Annotated in this window: 29 protein-coding genes; 19 read left to right on the top strand and 10 right to left on the bottom strand. The window is 39.9% G+C overall.

All coding sequences use genetic code 11. From position 1 onward, the window contains the following. Nucleotides 1–12 precede the first annotated feature (12 nt). Together ACHSBP_RS18720 and ACHSBP_RS18715 are read right to left on the bottom strand one after the other, a co-directional pair. Complete coding sequence (locus ACHSBP_RS18720; protein WP_395390244.1) at nt 13–1005, bottom strand: fatty acid desaturase family protein; 993 nt, start codon at nt 1003–1005, stop codon at nt 13–15. Nucleotides 1006–1070: 65 nt separating this feature from the next. Then, on the bottom strand, nt 1071–2123 hold the full coding sequence (locus ACHSBP_RS18715; protein WP_395390077.1) for a flavin reductase family protein: 1053 nt from the start codon (nt 2121–2123) through the stop codon (nt 1071–1073). A 958-nt stretch (nt 2124–3081) separates the two neighbouring features. Between ACHSBP_RS18715 and ACHSBP_RS18710 the strand changes: the two genes are divergently transcribed. From ACHSBP_RS18710 to ACHSBP_RS18695, 4 genes are all read left to right on the top strand, one after another. Beyond that, nucleotides 3082–3393 (top strand): hypothetical protein, encoded by a 312-nt coding sequence (locus ACHSBP_RS18710; protein WP_010558569.1) that lies wholly within the window; start codon nt 3082–3084, stop codon nt 3391–3393. A 100-nt stretch (nt 3394–3493) separates the two neighbouring features. Continuing rightward, entirely contained in the window at nt 3494–3958 is a 465-nt protein-coding gene (locus ACHSBP_RS18705; RefSeq protein WP_010558568.1) for a GNAT family N-acetyltransferase, read from the top strand. Nucleotides 3959–4138: 180 nt separating this feature from the next. Further along, nucleotides 4139–4456: a hypothetical protein gene (locus ACHSBP_RS18700; protein WP_010558567.1), complete on the top strand. Its 318-nt coding sequence runs from the start codon at nt 4139–4141 to the stop codon at nt 4454–4456. Nucleotides 4457–4613: 157 nt separating this feature from the next. Beyond that, the gene (locus ACHSBP_RS18695) at nt 4614–4775 is read left to right on the top strand and encodes a hypothetical protein (RefSeq protein ID WP_158523477.1); all 162 of its coding nucleotides are present in this window, start codon (nt 4614–4616) and stop codon (nt 4773–4775) included. A gap of 291 nt (nt 4776–5066) precedes the next feature. On the opposite strand, the gene ACHSBP_RS18690 is transcribed toward ACHSBP_RS18695, so the two are convergent. Next, on the bottom strand, nt 5067–5741 hold the full coding sequence (locus ACHSBP_RS18690) for an ArsR/SmtB family transcription factor (protein WP_395390076.1): 675 nt from the start codon (nt 5739–5741) through the stop codon (nt 5067–5069). Nucleotides 5742–6054: 313 nt separating this feature from the next. On the opposite strand from ACHSBP_RS18690, the gene ACHSBP_RS18685 reads away from it, so the two are divergent. The 12 genes from ACHSBP_RS18685 to ACHSBP_RS18630 all read left to right on the top strand — a co-directional run bounded on the left by ACHSBP_RS18685 (nt 6055) and on the right by ACHSBP_RS18630 (nt 15557). Next, nucleotides 6055–6375 (top strand): antibiotic biosynthesis monooxygenase family protein, encoded by a 321-nt coding sequence (locus ACHSBP_RS18685; protein ID WP_395390075.1) that lies wholly within the window; start codon nt 6055–6057, stop codon nt 6373–6375. 12 nt (nt 6376–6387) lie between these two features. Then, nucleotides 6388–7020: a LysE family translocator gene (locus tag ACHSBP_RS18680; protein ID WP_395390074.1), complete on the top strand. Its 633-nt coding sequence runs from the start codon at nt 6388–6390 to the stop codon at nt 7018–7020. Nucleotides 7021–7478: 458 nt separating this feature from the next. Next, nucleotides 7479–7910 carry a BLUF domain-containing protein gene (locus tag ACHSBP_RS18675; protein ID WP_010558562.1) on the top strand — a complete coding sequence of 144 codons (432 nt, stop codon included), beginning with the start codon at nt 7479–7481 and terminating at the stop codon, nt 7908–7910. A gap of 330 nt (nt 7911–8240) precedes the next feature. Continuing rightward, nucleotides 8241–10130, top strand: a complete 1890-nt coding sequence (locus ACHSBP_RS18670) for a TonB-dependent receptor plug domain-containing protein (RefSeq protein ID WP_395390073.1) — start codon at nt 8241–8243, stop codon at nt 10128–10130. Between the two features lie 168 nt (nt 10131–10298). Next, nucleotides 10299–10637, top strand: coding sequence for a multidrug efflux SMR transporter (locus tag ACHSBP_RS18665; RefSeq protein WP_010558560.1), 339 nt, complete (start codon nt 10299–10301; stop codon nt 10635–10637). Next, nucleotides 10637–11323 (top strand): hypothetical protein, encoded by a 687-nt coding sequence (locus ACHSBP_RS18660; protein WP_395390072.1) that lies wholly within the window; start codon nt 10637–10639, stop codon nt 11321–11323. Before ACHSBP_RS18665 ends, ACHSBP_RS18660 begins: the two co-directional genes overlap by 1 nt. A 161-nt stretch (nt 11324–11484) precedes the next feature. Continuing rightward, entirely contained in the window at nt 11485–11889 is a 405-nt protein-coding gene (locus ACHSBP_RS18655; RefSeq protein ID WP_395390071.1) for a DUF1801 domain-containing protein, read from the top strand. Between the two features lie 85 nt (nt 11890–11974). Continuing rightward, on the top strand, nt 11975–12319 hold the full coding sequence (locus ACHSBP_RS18650; RefSeq protein WP_395390070.1) for a hypothetical protein: 345 nt from the start codon (nt 11975–11977) through the stop codon (nt 12317–12319). A 78-nt stretch (nt 12320–12397) separates the two neighbouring features. Continuing rightward, nucleotides 12398–13204 (top strand): alpha/beta fold hydrolase, encoded by an 807-nt coding sequence (locus ACHSBP_RS18645; RefSeq protein WP_395390069.1) that lies wholly within the window; start codon nt 12398–12400, stop codon nt 13202–13204. Between the two features lie 23 nt (nt 13205–13227). Continuing rightward, entirely contained in the window at nt 13228–13809 is a 582-nt protein-coding gene (locus ACHSBP_RS18640) for a class I SAM-dependent DNA methyltransferase (protein WP_395390068.1), read from the top strand. A gap of 60 nt (nt 13810–13869) precedes the next feature. Further along, on the top strand, nt 13870–14157 hold the full coding sequence (locus tag ACHSBP_RS18635; protein ID WP_395390067.1) for a YciI family protein: 288 nt from the start codon (nt 13870–13872) through the stop codon (nt 14155–14157). A 170-nt stretch (nt 14158–14327) separates the two neighbouring features. After that, nucleotides 14328–15557 carry a glycerophosphodiester phosphodiesterase family protein gene (locus tag ACHSBP_RS18630; RefSeq protein WP_395390066.1) on the top strand — a complete coding sequence of 410 codons (1230 nt, stop codon included), beginning with the start codon at nt 14328–14330 and terminating at the stop codon, nt 15555–15557. Nucleotides 15558–15687: 130 nt separating this feature from the next. Here ACHSBP_RS18630 and ACHSBP_RS18625 read toward each other — a convergent pair whose 3' ends face one another. From ACHSBP_RS18625 to ACHSBP_RS18605, 5 genes are all read right to left on the bottom strand, one after another. Next, the gene (locus tag ACHSBP_RS18625; protein WP_395390065.1) at nt 15688–16377 is read right to left on the bottom strand and encodes a hypothetical protein; all 690 of its coding nucleotides are present in this window, start codon (nt 16375–16377) and stop codon (nt 15688–15690) included. 235 nt (nt 16378–16612) lie between these two features. Continuing rightward, a complete protein-coding gene (locus ACHSBP_RS18620) occupies nt 16613–16909 on the bottom strand; it encodes a hypothetical protein (RefSeq protein WP_395390064.1) in 297 nt (98 codons plus the stop codon). An 86-nt stretch (nt 16910–16995) separates the two neighbouring features. Further along, entirely contained in the window at nt 16996–17436 is a 441-nt protein-coding gene (locus tag ACHSBP_RS18615) for a GyrI-like domain-containing protein (RefSeq protein ID WP_100915781.1), read from the bottom strand. 95 nt (nt 17437–17531) lie between these two features. Then, complete coding sequence (locus ACHSBP_RS18610; RefSeq protein ID WP_395390063.1) at nt 17532–18860, bottom strand: ATP-binding protein; 1329 nt, start codon at nt 18858–18860, stop codon at nt 17532–17534. Continuing rightward, nucleotides 18860–19756, bottom strand: coding sequence for a DUF3369 domain-containing protein (locus ACHSBP_RS18605; RefSeq protein WP_105172393.1), 897 nt, complete (start codon nt 19754–19756; stop codon nt 18860–18862). Before ACHSBP_RS18605 ends, ACHSBP_RS18610 begins: the two co-directional genes overlap by 1 nt. Before the next feature lie 355 nt (nt 19757–20111). On the opposite strand from ACHSBP_RS18605, the gene ACHSBP_RS18600 reads away from it, so the two are divergent. From ACHSBP_RS18600 to ACHSBP_RS18590, 3 genes are all read left to right on the top strand, one after another. Further along, nucleotides 20112–21089, top strand: a complete 978-nt coding sequence (locus ACHSBP_RS18600) for a helix-turn-helix domain-containing protein (RefSeq protein WP_395390062.1) — start codon at nt 20112–20114, stop codon at nt 21087–21089. Nucleotides 21090–21222: 133 nt separating this feature from the next. After that, on the top strand, nt 21223–21579 hold the full coding sequence (locus tag ACHSBP_RS18595) for a hypothetical protein (protein WP_395390061.1): 357 nt from the start codon (nt 21223–21225) through the stop codon (nt 21577–21579). A 79-nt stretch (nt 21580–21658) separates the two neighbouring features. Further along, the gene (locus ACHSBP_RS18590; RefSeq protein WP_395390060.1) at nt 21659–23635 is read left to right on the top strand and encodes a TonB-dependent receptor plug domain-containing protein; all 1977 of its coding nucleotides are present in this window, start codon (nt 21659–21661) and stop codon (nt 23633–23635) included. 46 nt (nt 23636–23681) lie between these two features. On the opposite strand, the gene ACHSBP_RS18585 is transcribed toward ACHSBP_RS18590, so the two are convergent. Then, nucleotides 23682–24095: a GNAT family N-acetyltransferase gene (locus ACHSBP_RS18585; RefSeq protein ID WP_395390059.1), complete on the bottom strand. Its 414-nt coding sequence runs from the start codon at nt 24093–24095 to the stop codon at nt 23682–23684. 11 nt (nt 24096–24106) lie between these two features. Next, entirely contained in the window at nt 24107–24748 is a 642-nt protein-coding gene (locus tag ACHSBP_RS18580; RefSeq protein ID WP_395390058.1) for a glutathione S-transferase family protein, read from the bottom strand. Between the last annotated feature and the right edge of the window lie 30 nt (nt 24749–24778).

The following is a 24778-nucleotide window of genomic DNA, read 5'->3' as shown; positions in this document are numbered from 1 at the left end:
TGATTTAACCAATTATGGCAATGAGTAGCGCAAAATGCGTTTAACTACCGAGCCATATTGTTTGAAAAAACTACCTGTGTTGTATTGAATACCGTGTTCACGAAATACCTGTTGCACTTTAGGCGCAATTTCACGGTAACGTTTTGCAGGCATATCAGGAAATAAATGGTGCTCTATTTGAAAGCTTAAGTGCCCAGTTAGAACATGGAACCACTTACTCCCTTTAATATTTGATGAACCCAATGCTTGACGGTAATACCACTGCCCTTTTGTCTCGTTTTCGCATTCTTTTTCACTGAATGTTTTTACATCGCCAGTAAAATGACCACAAAATATGATAGTTGATGTCCATAAGTTACGTAGCAAATTGGCAATTAGATTACCCACTAATACCCATAAAAAGAATGGCCCTGCTAACAGTGGGAAAATTAGATAGTCTTTAATTAATTGGCGCGCGCCTTTACTAAAAAACCGTGTTTTTAGTTCGCTGTGTGGCACTTTATAATCACGGTTCTCTTTTTTCTTACCAAAAAACACACGCTCAGCGGCAAGCTCGTGATACGACACGCCCCACTGAAACAACACACTTAAATTTAGGTAAGTGATAAATTGCCAAAGGTTTTTTACTCGCCAACGAAAATCGTTTGATAAGCGTAATAAACCATAACCAAAGTCGCGATCTTTACCGATAATATTGGTATAGGTGTGATGCTCAAAGTTATGTACGCGGTTCCAGCTTTTACCGTCGCAGGCAATATCCCATTCGTACGCTTTAGAATTAATATGCTTGTCGTTCATCCAGTCATACTGGCCATGCATAACATTGTGGCCGATTTCCATATTGTCGAGTATTTTAGCCGTTGCAAGCGCAAGCACACCAACAAGCCAAAGCCACGGCGTAATAAAGCCAAGCACCAATAAAATACGCCCCGACCATTCTAAAATCCGCTGCATAACGATTACACGGCGAATATAGTTTGCGTCTTGCTCACCCACTTTTGCCATAGTTGTTGATTGAATTTCGTTTAGCTGCTTGGCTAATAAATCATAATTTGGTTCTGCTATTGTGTTCACACTTTAAACTCCACATCTGACACCACTTGCGATACACATAATTGAATTAACTCTTCACCGTAATCTGATAATTTACCGGTGCGCATATCTCGCACTACGCCTTTTTTCTTTACGCATTGGCATTGATGGCAAATACCCATGCCACAGCCATAAGGCACATTAATCTTGTTTGCTTGAAACTGCACTAAAAGCGGCTGTTGGTTGTCGGCTGTAAATTTAATGCCGCCATGATCCACCTGAAAATGCGCTTTTTCATCACCGTGTACATGCAAATCAACTAGGGAAAAATGCTCACTTGAAATTGATATCTGATAGGATTCTGCATAATTTTGAATAGTTTTATAAAAATCATTTGGACCACACACCAGCCATTTTGAATTATGAAACTCCGATAGCTTTTCAATAACATCGCCGTCACAACTTCGATTAAGTAAGGTAAAGGTAAAATTTGCTAAGCGATTGCTTAAGCTCTCAAGTTCCGCCACCAGTAGATGCTCATTTGCTTTTGCGTAGTACACTAAATGGATAGGATCCACCTGTTCGTGTAGGTTTTGATGCAGCATCCCAATAAATGGCGTAATGCCAGAGCCAGCAGCGAAAAAAGTAACCGCACCGCTTTGCGGTAATAAAAACGTTCCCTTGGGTTTTGAAATATTAACCCACGAATTAACCTGTAAGCGCGATAAAAAAGGGGTAAATGCCCCCGCATCTTGCTGCTTCACCACTAAACGGATCACCCCTTCGTGCATTGCCTGATTTGGGCTTGAAGCAATAGTAAATACACGCGTAACTAATCGGCCGTTAATTTCTAACGTTAGTTCAATATGCTGCCCCGCTTTATGCGTTGGCCAACGGGATTCTGTTTTTAACTCAATCGCAAGTGTTCGATTAGCAATAGCCTGAACCGCAACCACCTTGGCTCGATAATAACCATCGCGCCAACTTGGCTTAAATAATTGAATTACAGGCTCAATATATCCCGCCATCGATGTGTGATGGAAAAACTGTTTACTGAACCAGTTAGAAAGTGGGTTTAACAAAACATTCATAGTTTAGGCTTACACATGTACGCTCAATTAGCGCACAAGTGTAAGCTGAACAGGTGTTTTTTTTCAAGCCCCTTAATAGGTGAAAATAGAGTTTTTACTTTATAAACCTAAGCGAGCACTCTTTTAACCTAGCTGCTAACACATGCCTTTTATGAGTTTAAAACCAAATAAAACAATAAGTTAAAACTTTCACAGCTTAATAAATCAGCTCTTTCAAATAGCCTTTTTATTTAGGATTATTTTTTAAAAAATTTGATGGGTTTGGTTTGAAAAAAATCTTTAACGTGGGAGTTTAAGTAAATGATTTGAGTTCAATTTGTAATATCTGAGTATATAAAGTCACCTAATTCCAAAATTCCAATTTTAAGATTTGATCGAGTTTCAATAGCTTGAATAATGAACTTGTTTTTGTGGAAATCAGGTATGTATAAACTCAGCTAATTCCAGAATCTGAACTTAGATTAATTTCATTAAAACAGTTGGTTAGGCTAATTAAACCGAAAAAATGGCAGCTTTTTTTCTGAATTAGCGTTATTTTTATCGATTATTTTTTCTGTCCGTTAGTAATTTTTTGAGATTTCAATCTGGAGAAGGTGGGAGTTTTGAACATTCAAACGACTCTCAATGGTCGTCTAATCGCTATTAACCAAGTTCTCAAAAATAGACGTTCACCTATACACGTTTTTGCCCCAAGACGTGTTTATTCGAATGCCGCAAAAGAGCGAACAGCGGTCTTTAAAAATTACTTTTCTATTTCGTCAGAGTATATTGCTTGCATAGTCAGGAAAACAATCCAATCGCACGTTTTTGTCCTGAGATAAAAGCCATCATTGCTGCATTTTGTTAGTACTGGCAAATAGTTAAGAAGTTTGTTACAAATGAGTCATTCATAAAAACGAGCGACGCTGTGGTAGAAAAATGCGCGATTCGCTCGCTATAAACATGTTAAATGGCAATCATGGATATCGAAGCTATCAAACAAGTTCTGAGATCTTGGTTAGAGGAAGGCTACCTAGAAGGTGAACTATCAGTAGAGCCAGAATGGTATGTCTTGTGGCAGCCTGAAGAACTGAAAGAATTCAATCGCGACTATCAGATCGCCGAGTACGCTCCTGGCTTTTTAACATTCGGCGGTAATGGTGGCGGTGAGCTTTTGGTTGTGAATGAAGCCGAAGAGGTGTTTTACATGCCAAGCATTGGTATGGCACCAGAATCGGCCATTAAGATTGCAAATAGTCTGCAAGAATTTAAAGGCTACATGCAGCAATGAACAAGCCATTTAACAAGGCCAAGCAGCATCGCGCACTCCGTGCGCTGGACCTCGCTACGCTCGGCCGCTGTTGGCGGCGTTATGTGCTAGGAGAGTAAACGTGGACAAAATCGTTATTTCACAATTAGTTGATAGTGATCGAAGTGCTGTTTTTGACTTGCTTCAAAACGAGCAAACTATGAGGTTTTTGGGACCTAGAAGACCTTTGACTGATGCAGAAGCTGAAGTTTGGTTTGCTAATGAGCAACAGGCAAAAACTAGGTTTGCGTTCAGGTCTGTTGAAACTAACGAAATTGTTGGGTTTTGTGGAATTACGCTACTTGATGCTGAGCTCGACTTTGGGTATTTCATTCGACAGAAGTTTTGGGGGAAAGGGCTGGCGTGGCTAATGTGCAAGTCAGCAATATTCAAACTGGCTCAATCCATCGACTTAACCCAAGTTAAAGTTTTCATTGCTTCAGATAATGTGGGTAGCCAAAAAGTGGCGCATAAACTTGGTTGGCAAATAAAGTGCGTAGCTAAGAATGAATTTGAGTCAGGGCACTTATATCAAATACGTGCATAACAAAGCATTTCAGAGTGATTCGCAACGCTTAGCTGTATATGGAAGATTGGCATGTTAAGCATTTCGAGCATTTAACACCCACAGTAATAAGTGATTTTAATGGCAAGCCTGTAATTAAAATTAATGAACTAAAGGCATGGTATACAGATAACAAACCAACTAAAAGTACGGAGAAAATAAATGGACTTTAACCAAACTAAACAAATTCTTGAAACTGTCGCATCCCATGGTAAATCTGGATGCGGTATCATAACTTTGGCAAATCAAACTAATATTAGCCAATCACAACTGAGAGAGTTTCTCGATTCTAATAATGATTTTTTCTGCCAACTAAACAATAAACCCACTTATACACTTAACGCATTTGGTAAATACAAAGGCTCTGTTGAAGCTATGTTGCAATCTGTTTCAGAGCGCAATGAAAAAACAAAGTTAAATCAATTGATTTTGGTTGCATGTGTCGCTTTTGCTTTTGGGTATATTTTAGGCGGCATATAACCAGTTGCTACAGCATCATTTCGGCCAAAAATACTGCCGGACTAAGCTATGGCGACACTATTTAGCAAATCGGAATTGCATTTAATTAAACCAAACAAGAAAGTAAAACATGATTAAAAAGATAATCTCTATCTTAATAGCAATACTAGGTGCTTGGATGTACCTGCATGATGACCCCATTTTTGGCGTTATTCTTGTCTTTACCGCGCTTCTAATTTATCGACATGCTGACTTTGGAGTAAGTGTTTATTCCGAATTTGATTCGTCGACTGATTCTAGCTCTAGCTCGGGCAGCGATGGTGACTCAGGCGGAGATTAATTTCCGCCGCAACAAGCTGGATAAATGAGATAAATAATAGTTGGCTGTTGCTTAAATTTTGCGAATTTAAGCCAACTATTTTATTTCAGTAAAACACGGCGCAGCATTGGTAAAGAATCAGCATTAAACGTCTAACAAATATTCCAGCTTTAAGTGATTTTAAAGAAAAAATTCCAGAGTTAGGTGATTTTGAACATGCAAAGTGTGTGTTATATCCGTTTGAAAATAAGTGAAATTCTTAAATTGGAATTCTGGAATAAAGTGAGTTTGTACAATGCGTGCAGTTAACGTTCAAATACCATACCTTTTCGTAAAGGCGTTTAACCCTTGCGGTGTAAATTGAATCACTCTGGAATCTAAGTCTTGGCTTGCCCAATTACGATTCATCGCATCGTCTAACACCCATTTCCCAATACTACCCGCAAGGTGGCTTCTCCTTTCGCTCCAATCTAGACATGCTTTACACAACGGTCGGCGGCGCTTGCTAAGTACGTTAAAATCAACACCTATCTTGCAAAAAAAATCGTATCCTGCTTCTGTCAACGTAAGCTCTGAAGAATCCTCATTAAGCAAACCTTGATTCACTAACGCATCAAGTAACCTTACTCCTAGTTCTCCCGCTAAATGGTCGTAACAAATACGCGATTTTCTTAGCCTTTCGTTTGCGGGTCCCGTAATAGTTTTGCTCTTTGATAGCGTTGCGCTGATATTTAGCATTTGCTCAATCAGTTCAGCAACTTGCAAGTTTTTAAGCTGAAAATATTTATGACGCCCCTGCTTTCTTTCGATTAATAGCTCGCCTTCAACTAATTTCATCAAATGACTGCTGGCGGTTTGAGGGGTAATGTCGGCTTCAAGTGATAACTCTGTTGCAGTCAACGCTTTACCACTCATCAAAGCAGTCAACATTTTTGACCTGGCTTTATCGCCTATTAGACTTCCAATGTAAGCAATATTAGGTTCCACTTATTTATTCCTTCACAGTTCGACCACCGTCGAAGCATCACTATTTAAGACCGGTAGACTGCCAAAAAACAGACACGGAAACAATAAGTATGAAAATAATCAACTTTTACAAAATCTTTTTAAATTAGATGCACGTGTATTAATCAGCTTTAGCCGGCTGGCAAATGATGAAAACTCTCGGAGCAGGTTACATCTGTTAGAGCAAGATAAAAGCAATACTCACTTGGCTAAAACTAAAAAATTTATTGTTAATGAAAACGTACGTTTTTGTAGACCCCCGTAACGTACATGCGAGTTCCTAAGGAGAAAATATATGATCGCAGTAATATTTGAAGTAACTCCAAAAGCTAACGGAAAGGCACGTTATTTTGAAATGGCGCAGGAATTAAAAAGTTCGCTAAATCAAATTGATGGCTTTATTTCTGTCGAACGCTTTCAAAGCCTTTCAAACCCAGACACATTTTTATCGTTATCATTTTGGCAAAACGAAGCGGCGGTAACACAGTGGAAAGCACATTTTAAGCACCAAACCGCGCAGAAAAAAGGAAAAGAAGAGCTTTTTAGTCATTTCAGAATAAAAGTTGGCAATATAGTTCGCGATTATGGCAGTGACAACCAAACACCAAAGCAATAGTCAGAGAAGAAAATGAATCTAGATCAATATGCTACGTATACAATAATAGTTACGATGCTTTTGGCATCCCCAGGCCCATCCGTATTACTTTCAATTAATAACGGTTTAAACTTCGGCAAAAAGCTCGCAGCGTTCGGCGTTTTAGGGAATGTAATTGCATTTCAACTCTTATTACTTATCAGCGCTACAAGTTTAGCAACGATTATTTTGGCGTTTGAAGAATTATTAGCCGTAATAAAATTTTTTGGCGCTAGTTATTTATGTTATTTAGGAATTAAGATTTATCGCTCAGCTGTATTTCAACTAAGTACGGGTGTGTCTCTACCTTCTATACACTCCCAACCTTGGCTAATCTTCAAACAAGCTTTTTGGGTGACATCTTTAAACCCGAAAGCCCTAATTTTTGTATCAGCCTTATTACCTCAATTTATTTACTCAAAAACACCATTGATACCTCAAGTAACTGTGCTTTGTATTATCAGTGCATTGATTCATTTTACAATTTATTTCAGCTATGCCGCACTGGCTGATAAGGCAAAGCACCTAATTAGTGGTAATAAAAACCGTCAACGATTCAATAAAATAAGTGGTGTAACGTTTTTATTGTTTGGTATCGCGTTGATAATACCGAGCTTTAGTACTTAAACATATTAGTGTTACCCTTATTTTTACAACTCTTTTAATTTATCGACATGCTGACTTTGGAGTAAGTGTTTATTCCGAATTTGATTCGTCGACTGATTCTAGCTCTAGCTCGGGAAGTGACGGTGATTCGGGCGGAGATTAACTTCCGCAGCAACAAGCTGGATAAATGAGATAAATAATAGTTGGCTTATGCGCAAGCCATAGCAATTTAAGCCAACTATTTTATTTCATTAAAACACGGCGCAGCATTGGTAAAGAATCAGGCATAAAATGTCTAACAAATATTTCAGCTTTGAGTGATTTTAAAGAAAAAATTCCCTAGTTAGGTGAGTAAGTAGAGTTAAAAACAATAAATCCATTATTAATCAACATACTTTTGAGTAATAAATTCTTAGCTCTACATGGTAAAACATTAGAATTACGCTAAGCTCTGCTAATATAATAGGAAGGAGTTTAGCGTGATTACAGGATTAGTGTATCTCAGTGAAGCAACAACGTTTTTTGATGAATTGGACCTAAATTGTCTGTTAATCAATGCCGCAAATACCAATCAAAAACATTCAATTACCGGCTTTCTTTATTTTAAAAATAGCCAGTTTGTCCAATACATTGAGGGCCCAGCCAATACATTGGATGAATTATTTTTGAAAATAAAATCAGACAAACGCCATAGAGTTAAGATGGTTATTGACCAAATAGAACTTGATAGCAGATTATTCCCAGAATGGTCAATGGCGTATTTTGCTTCTCCTGATGATTGTGAGTCGTTTGGTGGTCAAATCTTTTTAAATATGACCCGCTTTATTAGCAATTACGACATGACCAAAGGCGCTAAGAAAAATGCACTAATAAATCTACTCGGAACGGTAAAACAGCTCAATCATGCGTAACCTTTTAAAGTCAATATGTGAAGTTTCAGTATGCTTTCCTGCTATTGCTATCTTAATTCATGTTGTTTGATCGACAAATTTAAAAGTATAACCTTGCCCGTTTAAATGCCAAATTAGCATAAAGCACTACTCTAATTAGTTGATAAAAAGAGCAATGCTTCTAAACTATAAATATGCCCTGCTCACCATTAATTTTGTATGATTTTCAAATACCTTATCACCTATATATTCTGTGCTTTGTTAATTTTTTTGAGTGGGTTTTCGTTTAAAACATCCGCACAAACACCGAGCTCTGAGACTGACCTTTTCTCCCTATCCATTCAAGAATTAATGGACATCGAAATTGATATCGCGTCCAACGATAAAAAAGGCGTTAATGAACAACCAAGTGTCATAACATTGATCACTCGCAGTGCCATTGAAAGCTCTGGTGCACGTTATTTAAAAGATTTATTAAAACAAGTACCTGGTTTTTGGATTGGCACCGATACCTTGGGCACATTCTCGGTAAGCTTTCGTGGCATTTGGGGCATGGAAGCTAAAATATTACTGATTATTGACGGCATTGAACAAAATGAAATGGCATTTGGCTCACTTGTTTTGGGAAACCGCTATCCTGTAAGTAATATCTCTCAGGTAGAGATCATTCGTGGTCCTGGGTCTGTTAAATATGGCGGCCAAGCTGCTTTAGCAGTAATTCGCGTCACCACACTCAACCAAGCTACCGGCGACAATAAACTCAACCTGATGACAGATATTGGTAAATCGGGTTTTCATAATGGCATTGTTGGTTTTACTCACTCAGGTGAAGTAACACTTAACTCTTCCCAATTGGAATATGGGCTATCTGGTAGTTTAGGCTATGGTGATTACAGTAATGCCACTTGGCAAGCACTGGACGGTTATCAATTTAACCTGCAAAACAATAGCAACTCGCAACCGACTAACCTAAGTATGAATCTGCGCTATAACGGTTGGGATTTAAATGCACAATATGAAAAGTTAAAACAAGAAGACCGCCTATTGTTTGGTGACTCGGGATTATTTTTTTCGCCAAACCAGCGTTATACGCAAGCCAATGAGTTAACTTTTTTACATCAAGCGATTAGTTTAGGTAAAGAGTGGCAGCTTAATGATAAGCTCGCGTTAAGCAGTAAATTAACTTACACCAATCAAAAACCATGGAATAGCCAAGGGCAATATGGTCATGATCTTTCACGTAAAATAAACCGCTCTCGTGTCGATGTACAAGGTTTGTATGCATTAGCTGATAACAGCAGCCTATTGATTGGCTCACATTATTATTATGAAAAAGCCGAAGTGAACCAATCTTACATTTTCGACCCAACAGTACGATATTTTGGCAGTAATAATGCGTCAAATAATGATTATTCCTTATACGCCCAATACGAATCTGATTGGGATTTTGCCAACGTACTTGCCGGTATCCGCTACGAAAACCACGACTTAGCTGGGCCTGAGCTGGTACCTAGGCTGTCACTTACCAAAACTTGGGATAAACTTCATACAAAATTAATCTACAACGAGGCATTTAAAATACCGCAATTTGATACTGTTGCCAGTGCACATAATGCAGGCACCCCCATATTAGATCCCGAAACCAGTAAAAGTTGGGAAATGGAAACCGGTTATCAATTAACCGAAACGGCGTCGCTCGTCGGTAATTTGTACCTATTACAAGTAGATAATTTTATTGGTTTTAATCCGCAATCAGCCAGTAATACAACACTCGGTGACTTTAGAACCATGGGTATGGAGCTGCAACTTAAGTGGCAATTAGATAAGCTCCACGTCAATGCTAATTATTCATACTTTACAGTTGAAAAAAGTAATATTGACTCCTTTACTATTCCATCAAATAAAGATGCGGTTTTGGGTATTCCAAACCATATGTTTAAGGCTGATTTACACTATCGTTTCACTGCCAATTCGCGCTTTCATCTGCTAGGTAGGATTGTATCGGGTCAATATGCTTGTACTAATGATCCAAACTTTATCTGCGGCGAGCCAGAAAAATTAGATACGATTTATGATGTTGATGCTTTCTATCAATATAGAACCACTCATACGTTATGGAATTTTGGCATCAAAAATCTCTTCAATAGCAATGTGTATGCGGTACAACCCTTTAAAGGGGGGCAATCACCTATAAACTACGAAAGTACACGCGTAATGTTGGATTTTCAGTATTCGTTTTAACAAAAGCGTACGAGTTACTAATATACACACGCGACTTGTTCAACCGTTAAAAGGGTGTTGCAGATGCGCTTTGCTTTTGCTATTTTTAGCATCCGTTAGGAAGTAAGGACGACCTTACCGCTCCATTTTCATCGGGGACGGCCCCACCCAATTTAATTAGGTGGCGTTATGTTTCTGAGTTATCTCGCCCTTTTTGGTGCATCACTTTTCGAAATTTTATGGGTTGCGCTACTCGGCGCTCACACATCCGCAAAATCTCATTTTTATGTTCTTATGCTATGCGCTTGCATGGGTTTGAGCTTGTATCTGCTTGGCGTTGCCAGTAAAACAATCCCAATAACGGTATCGTATGCTATTTGGGTTGGCCTTGGCATTTTAGGGCAAGCAATTATTCAACATTTCGTGTTTAAAAACACCCTGTCGATTACTGCTTGGGTATTTACATGCACCCTCACTATCAGTGTTTTCGGGTTACTTTTTTCACAAACAAAGCATGGAGTTATATAATGAAATTCATATTGCCACTCATTTTATCCATTTTACTTGGTGTTGCTAATGCAGCCTCTGCGAAAAACAGCAACCATCTGCACAACGCGCGAGTTGGTTTACATGGCATGCTGCTTTTTTCAGATGGGCAATCACTTTATGCGTCGCATTTACCTATGTTTCATGCTCCTCACGACATGCAGTTAATTGTGCGTTTTGAGCTCGCCAACAGTGTAAATCACAATAAGCTGCGAAATACGCTAGTAAATAACTCAAATTATTGGACGCTATCGCCAGAACGATTTGACCTAACCAAGCTAGCCCAAAATGAAAAAGGAATATGGCAGTTTAAGGCTGATCTATACTCAGATCATTTTGAACGCGGTGGAACGCTTGAATTACCTCAACAAAACATCATTGTGAAAGACGTTATTTTTAGGCAACAGCTTAATCCGGATATGCCAAAAACTGCGGAATACATTCGCCTCACTCCCAATGGCGTAGCAAGGCAATTCTATGCTCGTATTATTGAAGGTAAACCTGGAGTTGATCACTTGTTTTGGATTAACAGCGCATCATCGCTAATGCAAAAATTTAGCATAGAAGGTGCCAATACAAGCCTTAGTAATGAGGAAATTGCACACCAACTCAATGTTAATCCAATCAAAGTTAACGCATACTACCTAGAGCATGGCGATTTAAAATAGTGTTTAAGGTAGTTAATACCATTTTTAGCAAAGAGTGTAACTCGCCCGCGGTATAAATAAACTTGATTAAGTACCAGAGCGTATTAGCCTCTTTACTCTAATTATTTGTGACCAAAACATAAATAAGATTTATAGAACCCTAATCGATAGCAGGAAGCAACATGAACAATGAAGTACAACAGCGATTGCGCACTTACCCTCTTCACGTACAGCAACGTTTAGAAGAATTGCGCAGCCTAATATTTTCACTAGCAACAGAATTAAACTTAGGCGATGTTGACGAGTGTTTAAAATGGGGCGAGCCAAGTTACAGTGTGAAATCAGGTACGCCAATACGCATGGACTGGAAGCCCAAAACCCCTCAATACTATGCATTGTATTTTAACTGCCGCACCAAGCTTGTCGATACGTTTCGAGAACTCTATCGCGATACACTTGAATTTCAAGCAAACAGAGCAATTATATTGCCGCTCAATAAGCCTTTACCGCATCATGTTATTCGCCAATGTTTAACACTCGCATTAACCTATCAGCGGTGTAAACACCTGCCGTTACTAGGCGCTTAGCAATTTAATTAATACAGTTATTTACAATACATGTACCTAAAATTAAGTCATAATCGTGCAAATACGTTAATCAGAACATTGCCACATGAATAAGCTTAAGATTTTAAAATGGTGTATCGCAACGTCTCTTGTTGTTAGCGCATTAATTTTTGTGAACACCGCATTTTTTAATTATTGGACTATAAGCTTGCCCGATAAAAGCGAGTTTGCTTGGAATGAGCACAGTAAACACAATTTAATGTGGGCCGCATCGTGCACATTATTTGCTGTCATTATTATCAAAAAGTCACACAACAAATTTAAAGCCTGGCTAGCAGTTGCTGCAATCACCCTCTCTGTTACGCCGTTCTTAAACGAATTTTTACACTCAGACACCTGCTTAGATTCAGGTGGAAGTTGGAATTACAGTAAATACACCTGTGACTATTAGGCTTTTTGGCTAAGGGCAAACTGGTATTAGTTTTTGCCTTAAAATATTCACCTCCCACCACCATAACAAGGAGTTATTTTGAAATTTTGGTTGTTATTAGCAAGTTCACTGCTCACTTTTAATGTTTTCGCTACCGCTCAATTTACAAAAGTAAAAGGGATTACCGTCGAATACCAAATGGCTGGTAGCGGTGAGCATACCATTTTATTAGAAGCCGGAGGGTCGGCAGGTTTATCCGATTGGGACCCTATTTTCAATACGCTAACTCAGCATGCACGTGTTATTCGCTATTCGCGTATTGGCAATGGCGGTTCGCAAAAAATAACTAAAAACTACAGCTCTGAAGAATACGCAGAAGAAGCGCGCTTGCTACTTGCGGCACTAAAAATTAAAAAGCCCGTGGTGTTAATTGCCCATTCTTACGGCGCTTACATCGCAAGACGATTTGCAGCAACTTACCCAACACAAGTAAGCGCATTAATGCTGATTGAGCCAGCCTCAGAGCACGATGTCGATATCATGCGCCAAATTAACTTAGCACAGGCAGAAAAAGAAATTGCGCAAGTAAAACTCGACGACCAAGCAAATGGGCTTTCTAACCAATATTTAGATTTTTGGTCTAAGCGCCCGTTGCCCGACTACCCGCAAATTCCAGATATTCCTGTTACCGTCATTGCCTCAATAAAACACTACCCCGAGCCAGCACTCTTATTTTTTACCGACAAAGCCCGTGAACTGTGGGGTAAACTGCATACCGATTGGGCCAATGATTTTCCACGAGGAAAAGCTGTATTAACCGATAAAAGCTACCATTACCCACAAAACGATGAACCCGAAATGGTTGTAAGCGAAATACGTGCTCTACTTGCGCGCATTAAACCTTAAAAACTTTTTAAACAGGAACAAATATGAGCAACAGTTGGGATGAATATGCCGATGGTTGGGACAACAACCAAGATGTCGTCCTCTACGCCGAAAACGCGTTCAAATCACTTACACAATATACAGAACTAAATGGCCTGCGTGTACTCGATTTTGGCTGTGGCACGGGCTTGCTTACAGAAAAAATAGCGAAACAAGCCACAGAGGTCATAGCCATTGATACATCAGCAAAAATGATTGATGTGTTAAACGCCAAATCGCTTACCAATGTCAAAACACTTTGTTGTGAACTATCAGAACACGAAATTAAAAATAACCCATTGTTAACAGACGGTTTTGACTTAATTATTGCATCATCAGTGTGTGCGTTTGTGCCAAATTACCTGCAGTTATTAACCTTGTTTAAACGCTTGTTAAAACAAAACGGTACGTTTTTACAGTGGGATTGGCTGCGCAATGAGCACGATGATTTTGGTTTTACACCAGAGATGATCACCCAAGGCTATGAAAACGCAAACTTACTTGTTGAAAGTGTGACTAACGCATTTTCATTAACCAGCAACAATAGCACGATGCAGGTATTAATGGGCATCGCTAAAAACAACTAAAGCATATTGGCGTTTTCGCGCTAATAATCAGACTTTGCTTTTATAAATCAAGGACGACATATGTTTATTGTTTCACTCACCTATCAAGTGCCCCTTAACAAGGTTGATAAATTTATACCTGAGCACATTGAATACCTAAATGCCCAATATGAAAAAGGGCATTTCATTTTATCGGGCCGAAAAGAACCAAGAACAGGTGGCGTGATCATTTCAACCATTAACGATCGCAAAACACTTGAGCGCGAACTAGCACATGACCCTTTTTATCGTGAAAACATAGCTAGCTACGAGATAACAGAAGTTACACCGACTAAAGCAGCCACCGAGCTCAAGTTTTTGATTGATTAGCCAATGTCATTTAGGCAAGGCCGTAAAGTAACAAAATCACACTGCTAGTGCTCAAGTATTAAAACATCAACAGCAAGGTTAATATGCGCATCGCCAAAAATTATGTGTTGTTTCTCATTTTGTCATTTTATTGTGCTGTAATGGGTAAATCATAACCATAAGGGCGATGTATGCGCGCGATAATTTTCTTGATAATCTTGCTTCTTAGCGGCTGCCAAAGCATGTCACAAACACATAATGAAAAAGTTGAAGTGGGTGTGCGCCCATATTATCTCGTCTCGCAAATGGACAACTCACCACTTAAAACTCAGCTTGAAAGTTGTAATACAAAAACCTTTGAAAAATCCGATTTTTCAATAGGTCACCGCGGAGCGCCACTGCAATTTCCAGAACATACCAAAGAGTCTTACCTTGCTGCAGCAAAAATGGGCGCAGGTCTTTTAGAATGTGATGTTGCTTTTACTAAAGACCAAGCCCTAGTATGTCGCCATTCGCAATGTGATTTGCACCAAACAACAAACGTGTTAGCAAAGCCAAAGCTTGCTAAAAAATGCCGAATACCTTTTACTCCAGGCGATAAAGCGCTTGGCAAAAAAGTACAAGTAGAATGCTGCACATCAGATTTTACACTCGCAGAATTTTTGCAGTTATCAGGCAAAATGGACGGCGCTAATGTGTACGCTAAAACGCCGCAAGACTACCTAACTGGCACACCTAATTGGCGCACTGATTTATATGCTGCTAGCGGCACTTTAATGACTCACCGACAAAGCGTAGAACTGTTTAAAAGCCTAGGTGTAAAAATGACACCTGAGCTTAAAAAGCCCCAAGTAACAATGCCATTTGATGGGCTTTCTCAAAGTGCATACGCAAAAAAACTGATTAGCGAATATAAACAAGCGGGCATTTCTTCAAGTGATGTTTTTGTGCAATCGTTTGAGCTTGACGATTTACAGTATTGGATTAAACACTACCCCGATTTTGCCACGCAAGCTGTGTATTTAGACGATGGCTATGAACAAGATAATTTTGATCACAATAACCCCGCAACGTGGCAACACAGCATGAGCGAATTAAAAGCCATGGGTATCAATATTATTGCGCCACCACTTTGGGTGTTGGTAAGTTTAGATGAAAATAATCAACTGATTGAATCAGCCTATGCGCTAGAGGCAAAAAAAGCCGGACTAAAAATAATTACATGGACGTTAGAGCGTTCAGGGCTAATCACGCAAGGTGGCGGTTTTTATTATCAATCAGTTAAACCGGCAATTAAAAATGAAGGTTTTACCTTAGAGTTGCTCGACTTTCTCGCTAAAACAGTGGGTGTAATTGGAGTATTTAGTGATTGGCCCGCCACCACTACTTTTTACAGCAACTGCGCGCTATCGCGCAGTTGACGCATAGCTTAAAGTGTCATGACACAACACAGTAATTTTGGCAGTTATATACTGCCAACGCAGTGAAAAAGCACTACAAGTAATCACCAACCAAACAGTAATTAGGCTTAAATATCATACTGTTTTCAGTTTAAGCAGCCTTTACGCGACGTGCTTTTGCTATGGGGCTTAACTTAACCCAGCGAAACAAATACATAATAATGAGTTTGGTTATGCCGCTGGTGATTGCTAAAACAAGCAACGGCCACCCTTGTTTCAGTCCCATACTAAAGGCAAACGCAATGGTGGAGATATCCATCATCAAAATAAACTGGCTCATTTTTAAATCCACCGCACCTGTAGAACCAGAACGTATAATCACATAAATTTGATGTGCGTAACCCTGCGCAATTAACGCCGATACCAACAAAATAATCGCTGTCGAAATTAGCTTACCTTTATCAGCAAACGTTTCGCCCACAAACAACCCTAAAATTGAGCCCACTAAACACACGCATGCCAAACTCATGCTAATAAATGCTAAATGTGTTTTTCGGTCTCGCCATATTTCTATCAAAATGCCCAAAACAAGTAGCGATGCCACAAGCCTAGGCCATACAATGTAATGATTAAATGGCGCTATGGAATAGCCATAAATAAAAAACGATAAATACGCTAAAAAACTCACCGAAAATTGATTCAGCGACAAAAGTGCAGTTGGCGAATCGCTGCATTGCGCAGCCTGTTTACGTTCAAAAATGGTTTTAAGCTGTGAAAAAACACCATACAAACTAACGACAATAAACAGCGTATTAATAGTGCCAAACAGATTATAAAGCATGACTAGCAATCTTTCTTAAATTTAAATTGTCGACAAATATAAAGTAAAAATTCAAATTATGATCATTTTTTATATTTATAAGTGCAATATTGTCGACAATATTAAAAAGAAAACCAATGTGTCTTTGCATTTCAACGTAAAAAGATAGGGCTGAGGAAGGTAAAACGCCGCACAAAAAGCCGCACATAAAACACATAAATGTTCGCGCACAACCGCTTAAGGTGGCATAAATAACTTACTTATAAATCGCGATGTTTTCTTGTCTTAATAGGTAGTTAGCTAAGAAATAATAAAGCACAAATGCGCCAGCAATCATCACTGGCAGACCAAGGTTATGGTTATTAATAAACGGTGTATGAACCACAATTGGCAAAATAATGACGCTATAAAGCAAATAAGTAAGCCAAAAGGCCTTTACCCGTTTTAGCGTTAGCCGTGTTTTACAGCCATTACATTTAAAGTAAACAGGAAATGCAGCAAACGACAATGAAAATGGATTTAACTTTTGTTGACAGTGTGGGCATCTTTTCATGGCACTAACGATTGATATTAAAAAGTTTTTAATATTGTGGTGGCTGAACGTAAAATCAGCTCACCCACTTAAACACAGCTATCGTGTTATTTTACCGCAATGCATACGTCTATTTGATTGCCATTTGGGTAGTATTCAAAGTCAGTGGTAAATAAGCGTTGATGCTCACACGCATCACCTGCGAAATATTGCCAAACTTGCGTCCACGCATCTATTGCGATTTGCGGCATCTCACCTTTATGGCTAAACACCAAATACTTGCCTTCATTAATCGTAATTGCTTCTAGATTATCTGGGTAAGATGTACCGTCAAACCCCGCTAGCACATTAAACATGCCGGTGTGATCTGATTCATAATCGTAGTAAACGCCGTAAACTCGCTCACCACCTTGATAGTTTACCGGTACCTTTGCATCAAACGTTTGCCAAAGACCCGGAATTTTACCATTTGGCCCCATTTCAGCATCGTTATTAGTTCTTGTTGAGATACCATGAATAATCGTTTCACTAACGTGTCGTAATTCCATTACCAGCCTAATATTTGATTATTATTTGCCGCGCAGCATGACATAAATGCGCACGCTATAAAAGTCAGACATCAAAATTTTAGTTTGAAAATTAGTTACTTGCCCGCGAAATAAACACTTACTTTGGTGCCTTTATTTTGTTCGCTGTTAATAACCAAGCGCCCATTTAACGACCCCGTAACTAAATTATGCACTATGCTCATACCAAGCCCCATGCCGCCCGATTTACGGTCTGTTGTAAAAAATGGGTCAAGAATATGTGCTTGTGTGTCTTCATCCATACCAATGCCGTTATCGGCTATTTCCAGAGCATAATTAGTAGCATCGCCACTTAGCCTAATGGTAATGACCTTTTCGGCTTGTCTGTGCGTTTTTGGAAAGGCGTGTTTTATCGCGTTCGATACTAAATTAGTCACCACCTGAGCTAAACGCGACGGGTACGTATTTACAATTAAGGCGTAAGGTGGCAGTTCAAGTTTAAATTGAATACCCGCACTTTTTAGCATTGGTTTTAAGCTTGTAGAAATAGAAGAAATCCACTCAACCAAATTGACGTCGCTTTTCGGATCCGTATGAAAATCGGTCGCGATTTGCTTAAAGTTAACCACCAATTCACTGGCGCGGTTTAAATTAAACTCAACACTTTCGCCCGCCTCTTTAGCATCAATAAGAAAAGCGTCTAAATCATGTTTGCTGAGCGTATTGCTCGCTAACTTTTTAGCAAGCTGATTTACCCCAGCAAGTACCGTTGAATTACCTAGCATAGCAACACCTAATGGCGTATTTACTTCGTGTGCAACACCTGCCACTAAACGCCCTAGCGACGCCAGCTTTTCTTGTTCAATAAGCTGTTTTTGCGAACTTTTTAACTGCTTTAATGCGCTTTCTAATTCATGGGTGCGCGACGCTACTTTTTGCTCAAGTGATTGGTTTAATTCAAACAATGCGTGTTCTTTTTCAGCGCGCTCTAATTCAGCAGAAATACGTCCGGCAAATAGTTCAAATAACGACGCAACCTCTTCGGCGTTTTCGATTGGTTTACTGTAAAGCGCTACAACTAAGCCGAATACCGCGCCTTTTGAATCGTGCAACGGTGCGCCAATGTAACCATCGATGCCCATATCGATAAGCAGTTGATCTTTTGGGTATAAGTTACAAATTTTACTGGGGAAAATACATGTAGAATCGTCACTTACATCAGCACACGGGGTGAATTCCAGCGAGTATTCAAAATTTTCGGCAAATTCGTCACCTGCCACTAACGACATCGTTTGGGATACATTGCGTATCGCATCTAATTTGGCAATAAAGGTAAACTGCGCGCCAATTGATTTATGCAGCTGCATCGTAATGGTATCTAAAAAATCTTTACCATAAGACGATTTAAGCGAGGTTATGATTTTATCAATATTGAAATGTATCATCACTTTGCTCCATTCACTTTGCTGATCAGGGCACACACATGTTCAGTAAAAATTTCCACCAGCTCTATGGCATTGTTATCGAGCTCAGTATCCACTTCTAGCACAACCACAGCTTCAATTTCATTTTCGCTTTTATAATAAATTCCGGCGAAATTGCCTTGGTAAGTAAGCTGTTTGGCAGCGGTAACCGTGTTAATAAAATCAGGCACATCAATGGCTGAAGAACTATCACTTTGCGCGTTAATTACCGTGGTATTAGTGCTTTTTATATTGATAACCGACGCTTTGCGTTTATTGATCACTAGCTCGGCTTCATAGGCGTCTAGCACATCGCTCAAATAGGTGAGTAAATTTGTCGAAAACGATTCAATATCGGCGAGCTTATCGACTTTTAGCACCGAATTTAGCAAGGCTTTTAACGCATTTTTGTAGCTGCACAAACGGGAAATATCGCGAAACGAACGTAATGATGTATAGAACAAATGATGCAAGCTATCGACGGTAATCTCGGTTTTGGCTTTGTAACCGTCAATATCGTAGTTTTTAATCACTTCGCTCTCTGGTGCAAGTCCGGCTTGCCCTGTTCTTAACACAATACGCGTATCGCGATTATTTAACTCACCACGAATAAAGTTAACGAGCTTTAAACCCGCGTCATCAGTTTCCATTACAACATCGAGCAAAATAACGGCCACATCGAGATGTTCGCGCAAAAGCGCTCTTGCTTCGCTGCCACTATAGGCACTGTAAAATTCAAGACGACGCCCCATAAACTCGAACGTCTTCATTGCTAACTTTGTTGCTTTGTGTACTTCTAAATCGTCATCAACAATCACTACTTTCCATGGTTTACGGTTATTTGTAATTGTTTCTGATTCTTCGGCAAGCCAATCCATCTTTTATCCAGCAATCGTTATTTTGCATACCAATCTATCAACTAAAGTTATTTCACAAAAGGACTTAAATCAAAACTAAGTAAGAAAACTAAAAGCGCACAAATATAACTTTGCGTTTTTTGAAAATTGCCTATTGGGCTGCAACAAAAACGCGGTAAAAAAATTATAAAAACGCATAAATAATTTACTGGTCCATTAATCAATAAGCGGTATGCTAGAACGTAAAAAAATTGCCGCTTTTTAGCAAAAATAAGTAAATGCAACTGCCAGTTGACAAGATTCCAAGCCAGCTTGCTAGTGTGCAACCGTTGAAATTCCTAAGCTAGAGGCAATTTAACAAACAGAGTAACGAACAATGATCTTATCCGAGAAAATAATTACATTAAGAAAGCAACTGGGCTGGTCACAAGAAGAATTAGCCGAAAAAATGGGCGTATCGCGCCAATCGGTTTCAAAATGGGAGAGCACCAACAGCATTCCTGATTTAAATAAAATTATCAAATTGGCCGAACTGTTTAATGTCTCAACCGACTTTTTGTTAAAAGACGAAATCGAAACGGCTGAACACTTAGAAGAGCGCGACAATGACTTAACACAAATTAGCCTAGAGCAAGCTATCGACTACGTAAACACCAAAAAAGCCCAAGCCATTCTCACCGCCAAAGGCGTCGCATTTTTTGTATGCTCGGCTGTGCCGTTGTTTTTTCTGTTGGCATTAGCCAATAACAACAGCATTGGGTTAAATAAAAATACCGCAGTGGTATTTGGCATAATTTCAATTTTTATTCTAATTGCAGCAGGTGTACGTTTGATGATCCAAACCAATCAATATGAGCGTGCCATTGCTCCCATTGAAAAAGGTAAATTTGAATTGATGTATGGTGTGCATAGTGCTTTTAGTGAGAAAATCGACGCATTCACACCTAAGTACAACGGCAAAGTATCGCTCGCTGTTACCTTATTTATCACCAGTAGCATTCCATTATTGTTAGTTATTATGCTGATTGGTCGCACCGATTTAACCTTGCTGATGCTCGCCGCGTTATTGTTTATCGTTACCTTAGGTTTATGGGTGATTATTCCCGCATCAAGTGAATATGAAGCCTATAAACATGTATTAAACGAAGGGGATAAAAACCGCGAACTCACCCAAAGTGAACGCAACGCACTCAAACTGGCACCGTTTTATTGGCCTTTAGTAGTCGCTATTTTCCTAGCATGGAGCTTATGGACAATGAACTGGGGCGTTACTTGGATTATTTGGCCTGTAGCAGCCGTGCTATTTGCCGCGCTGGTGGGATTGATGGGTTTAATGAGCAAAGACTCTGATTAGTGTTCACAGCATGCAACCTGTTTAATCACCAAGCTGGTTGCATGCTTTAAAATATGCAGCAGTCATTTAAAGAGAAACTTCACATTCTTCATAAAGCCTTTTAGAATACCGCTGAATTTAATGTGAGAGTGATATGTTTAAGCCATTCGTACAATTGGTTTTATTAATAACATTGTTATTTGCCTTTACTGGTCAAGCAGTGGCAAACCACTTTGCGCTATCGGTAGAATCACTTAATGACACTCACACTATTAGCTCGCAAATTGATGCCACGTCCAACGGCAGCGAAGAGAGTGACGACTGTTGCGATGTTGAATGCTGCGAAAGCGACTGTATTTGTCCAGCCAATACCTGCGCATCATTTTTATATTTGTCACCGCTGGCACAGCATCCTGTGCAGCTCATTAATAACACGTTCAACCAACACTATATGAGCTCACCGCTCAGCCGAATAGAGTCCCCATTTAGACCTCCCATTTTTAGTGCCTAGGGTTAGTCCCTTTAAAATCCGTTACAAAAGGTTTTAATGCACACTTTTTAGGCGTGCACGGCATATATTTGAGGTAAAAATGTACACAAAAAAATCACGTTTAGCGCTCGTGCTAATGCTATCGCCATCACTTTTAGTTGCTGGTGAAGGCCATCATGATGAGCATCATCACGAGCATGGCGAAAAGACGATTGAAAAAATCCAAGTGACCGCATCCCGTTTAGGTCGCATCGTCACGGAATCTGCAACCCGTATTGAGCTAATTAACGGCGAAGAAATCCAAGAAAAAGCACTGATGCGACCAGGTAATATTTCGATGTTGGTGGCCGAAACAGGTGGCGTGCGAGTGCAAAATACATCGCCTGCGCTTAGCAGCGCAAATATTCGTTTACAAGGTTTATACGGCCGTTATACCCAGTTATTAAGCGATGGTTTACCGCTTTATGGTGGTCAAACTGCCTCTATTGGTTTATTACAGATCCCGCCCACCGATTTAGCTAATGTGGAAATTATAAAAGGCTCAGCGTCATCGCTTTACGGCGGTTCAGCGTTGGGCGGCGTTATCAATTTAATTTCGCGTACACCAAACGATGAATTTGAAGGCGAGGTATTACTGAACGCCACCTCAAAAGACGGGCAAGATATTACAGCCTATTTTGCCGCACCAGTTAACGATAAAACCCGTGTGTCAGTTACCGCTGGCGTGCACAATCAACACCAGCAAGACTTAGATAACGACGGCTGGTTAGATATGGCAGAGTATCAGCGTGCCACTGTCAGACCGCGCATGTATTGGGAGAGCGAGCACGGAGCTAACCTGTATGTAACTGTTGGTGCGATGCACGAAACCCGTGAAGGCGGTACAAAACAAGGCGCAGTGATGCCAGATGGTAATCCGTATGCACAAAACCAAGATACACAAAGACTCGACACCGGTTTTATCTTTGATAGCCCACTGAGTAATGAGATGAACCTCAATATTCGCGGTTCTGCAATGCAGCAAGATCATCAACATGTGTATGGCTCAGTATTGGAAGACGACAGTCACAAAAGCTATTTACTTGAATCAAGTGTCTCTGGCTACGCTGACTCTCTTGCATGGCTTATAGGCACAGCATATCAATCAGACCGATTTAAGTCTGATGACTTTGCTATGTTTAACTACAGCTATCATGTACCCGGGTTATTCTCTCAAATCGATTATGATGCAACAGATGATGTGTCGATGTCACTGAGTGCACGTAGTGATTGGCACAGCGAGTATGGCACCCAATTTAGCCCGCGCGCATCTATACTCTACCGCCCTGAAAACTGGACTATTCGCGGCTCATACGGAAAAGGTTTTTTTGCCCCTACGCCGTTTATTGAAGACATTGACGATACTGGTTTATCGCGTCTAGCACCGCTTGAAAACTTGCAAGAAGAAACCGCATCAACCGCATCCATTGATATTAGTTACACCCTTAATAACATTGAGTCGAGTATTACTTTATTTTCCTCTGAAATCGATAATGTCACTGAATTACAGCCTATCAACCCTGAAGAATTTGGTGGTAAAACAGTGCGCATCACTAATGCCGAAGGACAAACTGATATTCGTGGTGCGGAGTTATTACTGCGCTATCGCTGGCACGATATAAAACTGACCGGCAGCTATCTGTATCTTGATGCCAGTAAACAAAATAGCAATGGCATTGGTAGCACACCGCTTGATTTAACACCCAAGCATTCTGCAGGTGCAGTTATTATGTGGGAAGAGCATGGCAGTCATTTAGTAGGTTTTGAAGCTTACTATACAGGCACACAACACTTAGAAAATAACCCATACCGCGACAAGAGTGAGGCGTATTGGCACCTAGGTCTTTTAGGTCAAATTACCTTTGGCAGAGTAAGTTACTTTTTAAATGCAGAAAACTTACTCAATGTACGTCAAACAAAAACGGATTCGCTCGTGCTACCACAGCAAGACCCAAGCGGGCGTTGGACGACTGATATTTGGTCTCGCAATGATGGCTTTACGGTTAATGCGGGCATTCGAGTTAAATTTGGTCATTAATCGTTAACTTAGCGTTGCAAAGCAAGCATTGGGCTTGCTTTGCAACTTACTCTTTAATCGGAATAAATTTTTTTGTCATACCTTGGCTTTTCGGCGCAACTAATCGATAACCTAATTTTTCGTAAAAGGCTGGTTCATCAGCGATCATAGACACGTACGAGCCTTCAAGCGCGACCGATGCTAAATAGTTATCAATGTAATGCATCACCTCTCGGCCTAAGCCACGACCTTGATAGGCTGGGTCTACCGCAATATCCACCACTTCAAAATTGCACGCGCCATCTCCAACTACACGCCCCATTGCTATTAACTGCTTACCATCGCGTATCGAAATGCCGTACAAACTATTCGGTAATGCAATGCTTGCCGCTTTTAGCGATTTTGCAGAAAGCCCTGCTTTAATGCGCATCTCGCAAAATTCCTCGGGGTTTGGCACGGTTTCTTGATAAATTAACGCCATAATCACGCTCGCTACGATTGATAATCGAGAAGGCTTAACCCTTCTTTTTCACACACAGTTTTTATCGCACTGTGCTGTGCGAGGTTTTTTAAAAAACGCGCTAGGTTATTAAACGCAAGCGGTGGCTTTTTAAATTCATCAGCCCACACGCACAACATAAATAAGAAAAAATCACAGGCCGTAACACTTTGCCCAACCAAATAATTTTTATGTTTTAGTTCATTATCAAGCAGCGCGAGCATATCGGTAATGCGTGCTTCTTGCGCCTCAACAATCTGAGTTGCATGCTGTGCATCTAAGGTGTGTTTTTCAGGGTAAAAGTACACCATAAGTTCGGCTTGAATCGTATTGGTTAAATACATCATCCACTGGAAAAATACCGGGCGATTAATATCACCTAATGGCGGGATCAAATTCGCATCTGGATGATTTTCAGCTAAGTGAATGCAAATGGCAGGGCTTTCAAAAATGGCAGTGCCGTTGTCAATTAAGGTAGGAATACGTCCCGCAGGATTTATTGCCAAATACTCTATTGATTTTTGTTGGTTATTTTTTCTGTCGACTTTAATCAACTCATACTTTACGCCCAGCGCTTCAAGTATAAAATGCGGTGCCATACTGGCGTTAAGCGGATAATAATATAACTGATACACAAAACCTTCCTTTTAATGTGATTGCCATCG

This window comes from Pseudoalteromonas sp. XMcav1-K (assembly GCF_044005875.1).
Taxonomy (GTDB): domain Bacteria; phylum Pseudomonadota; class Gammaproteobacteria; order Enterobacterales; family Alteromonadaceae; genus Pseudoalteromonas; species Pseudoalteromonas spongiae.
This window is presented reverse-complemented; position numbering and strand designations above follow the sequence as displayed.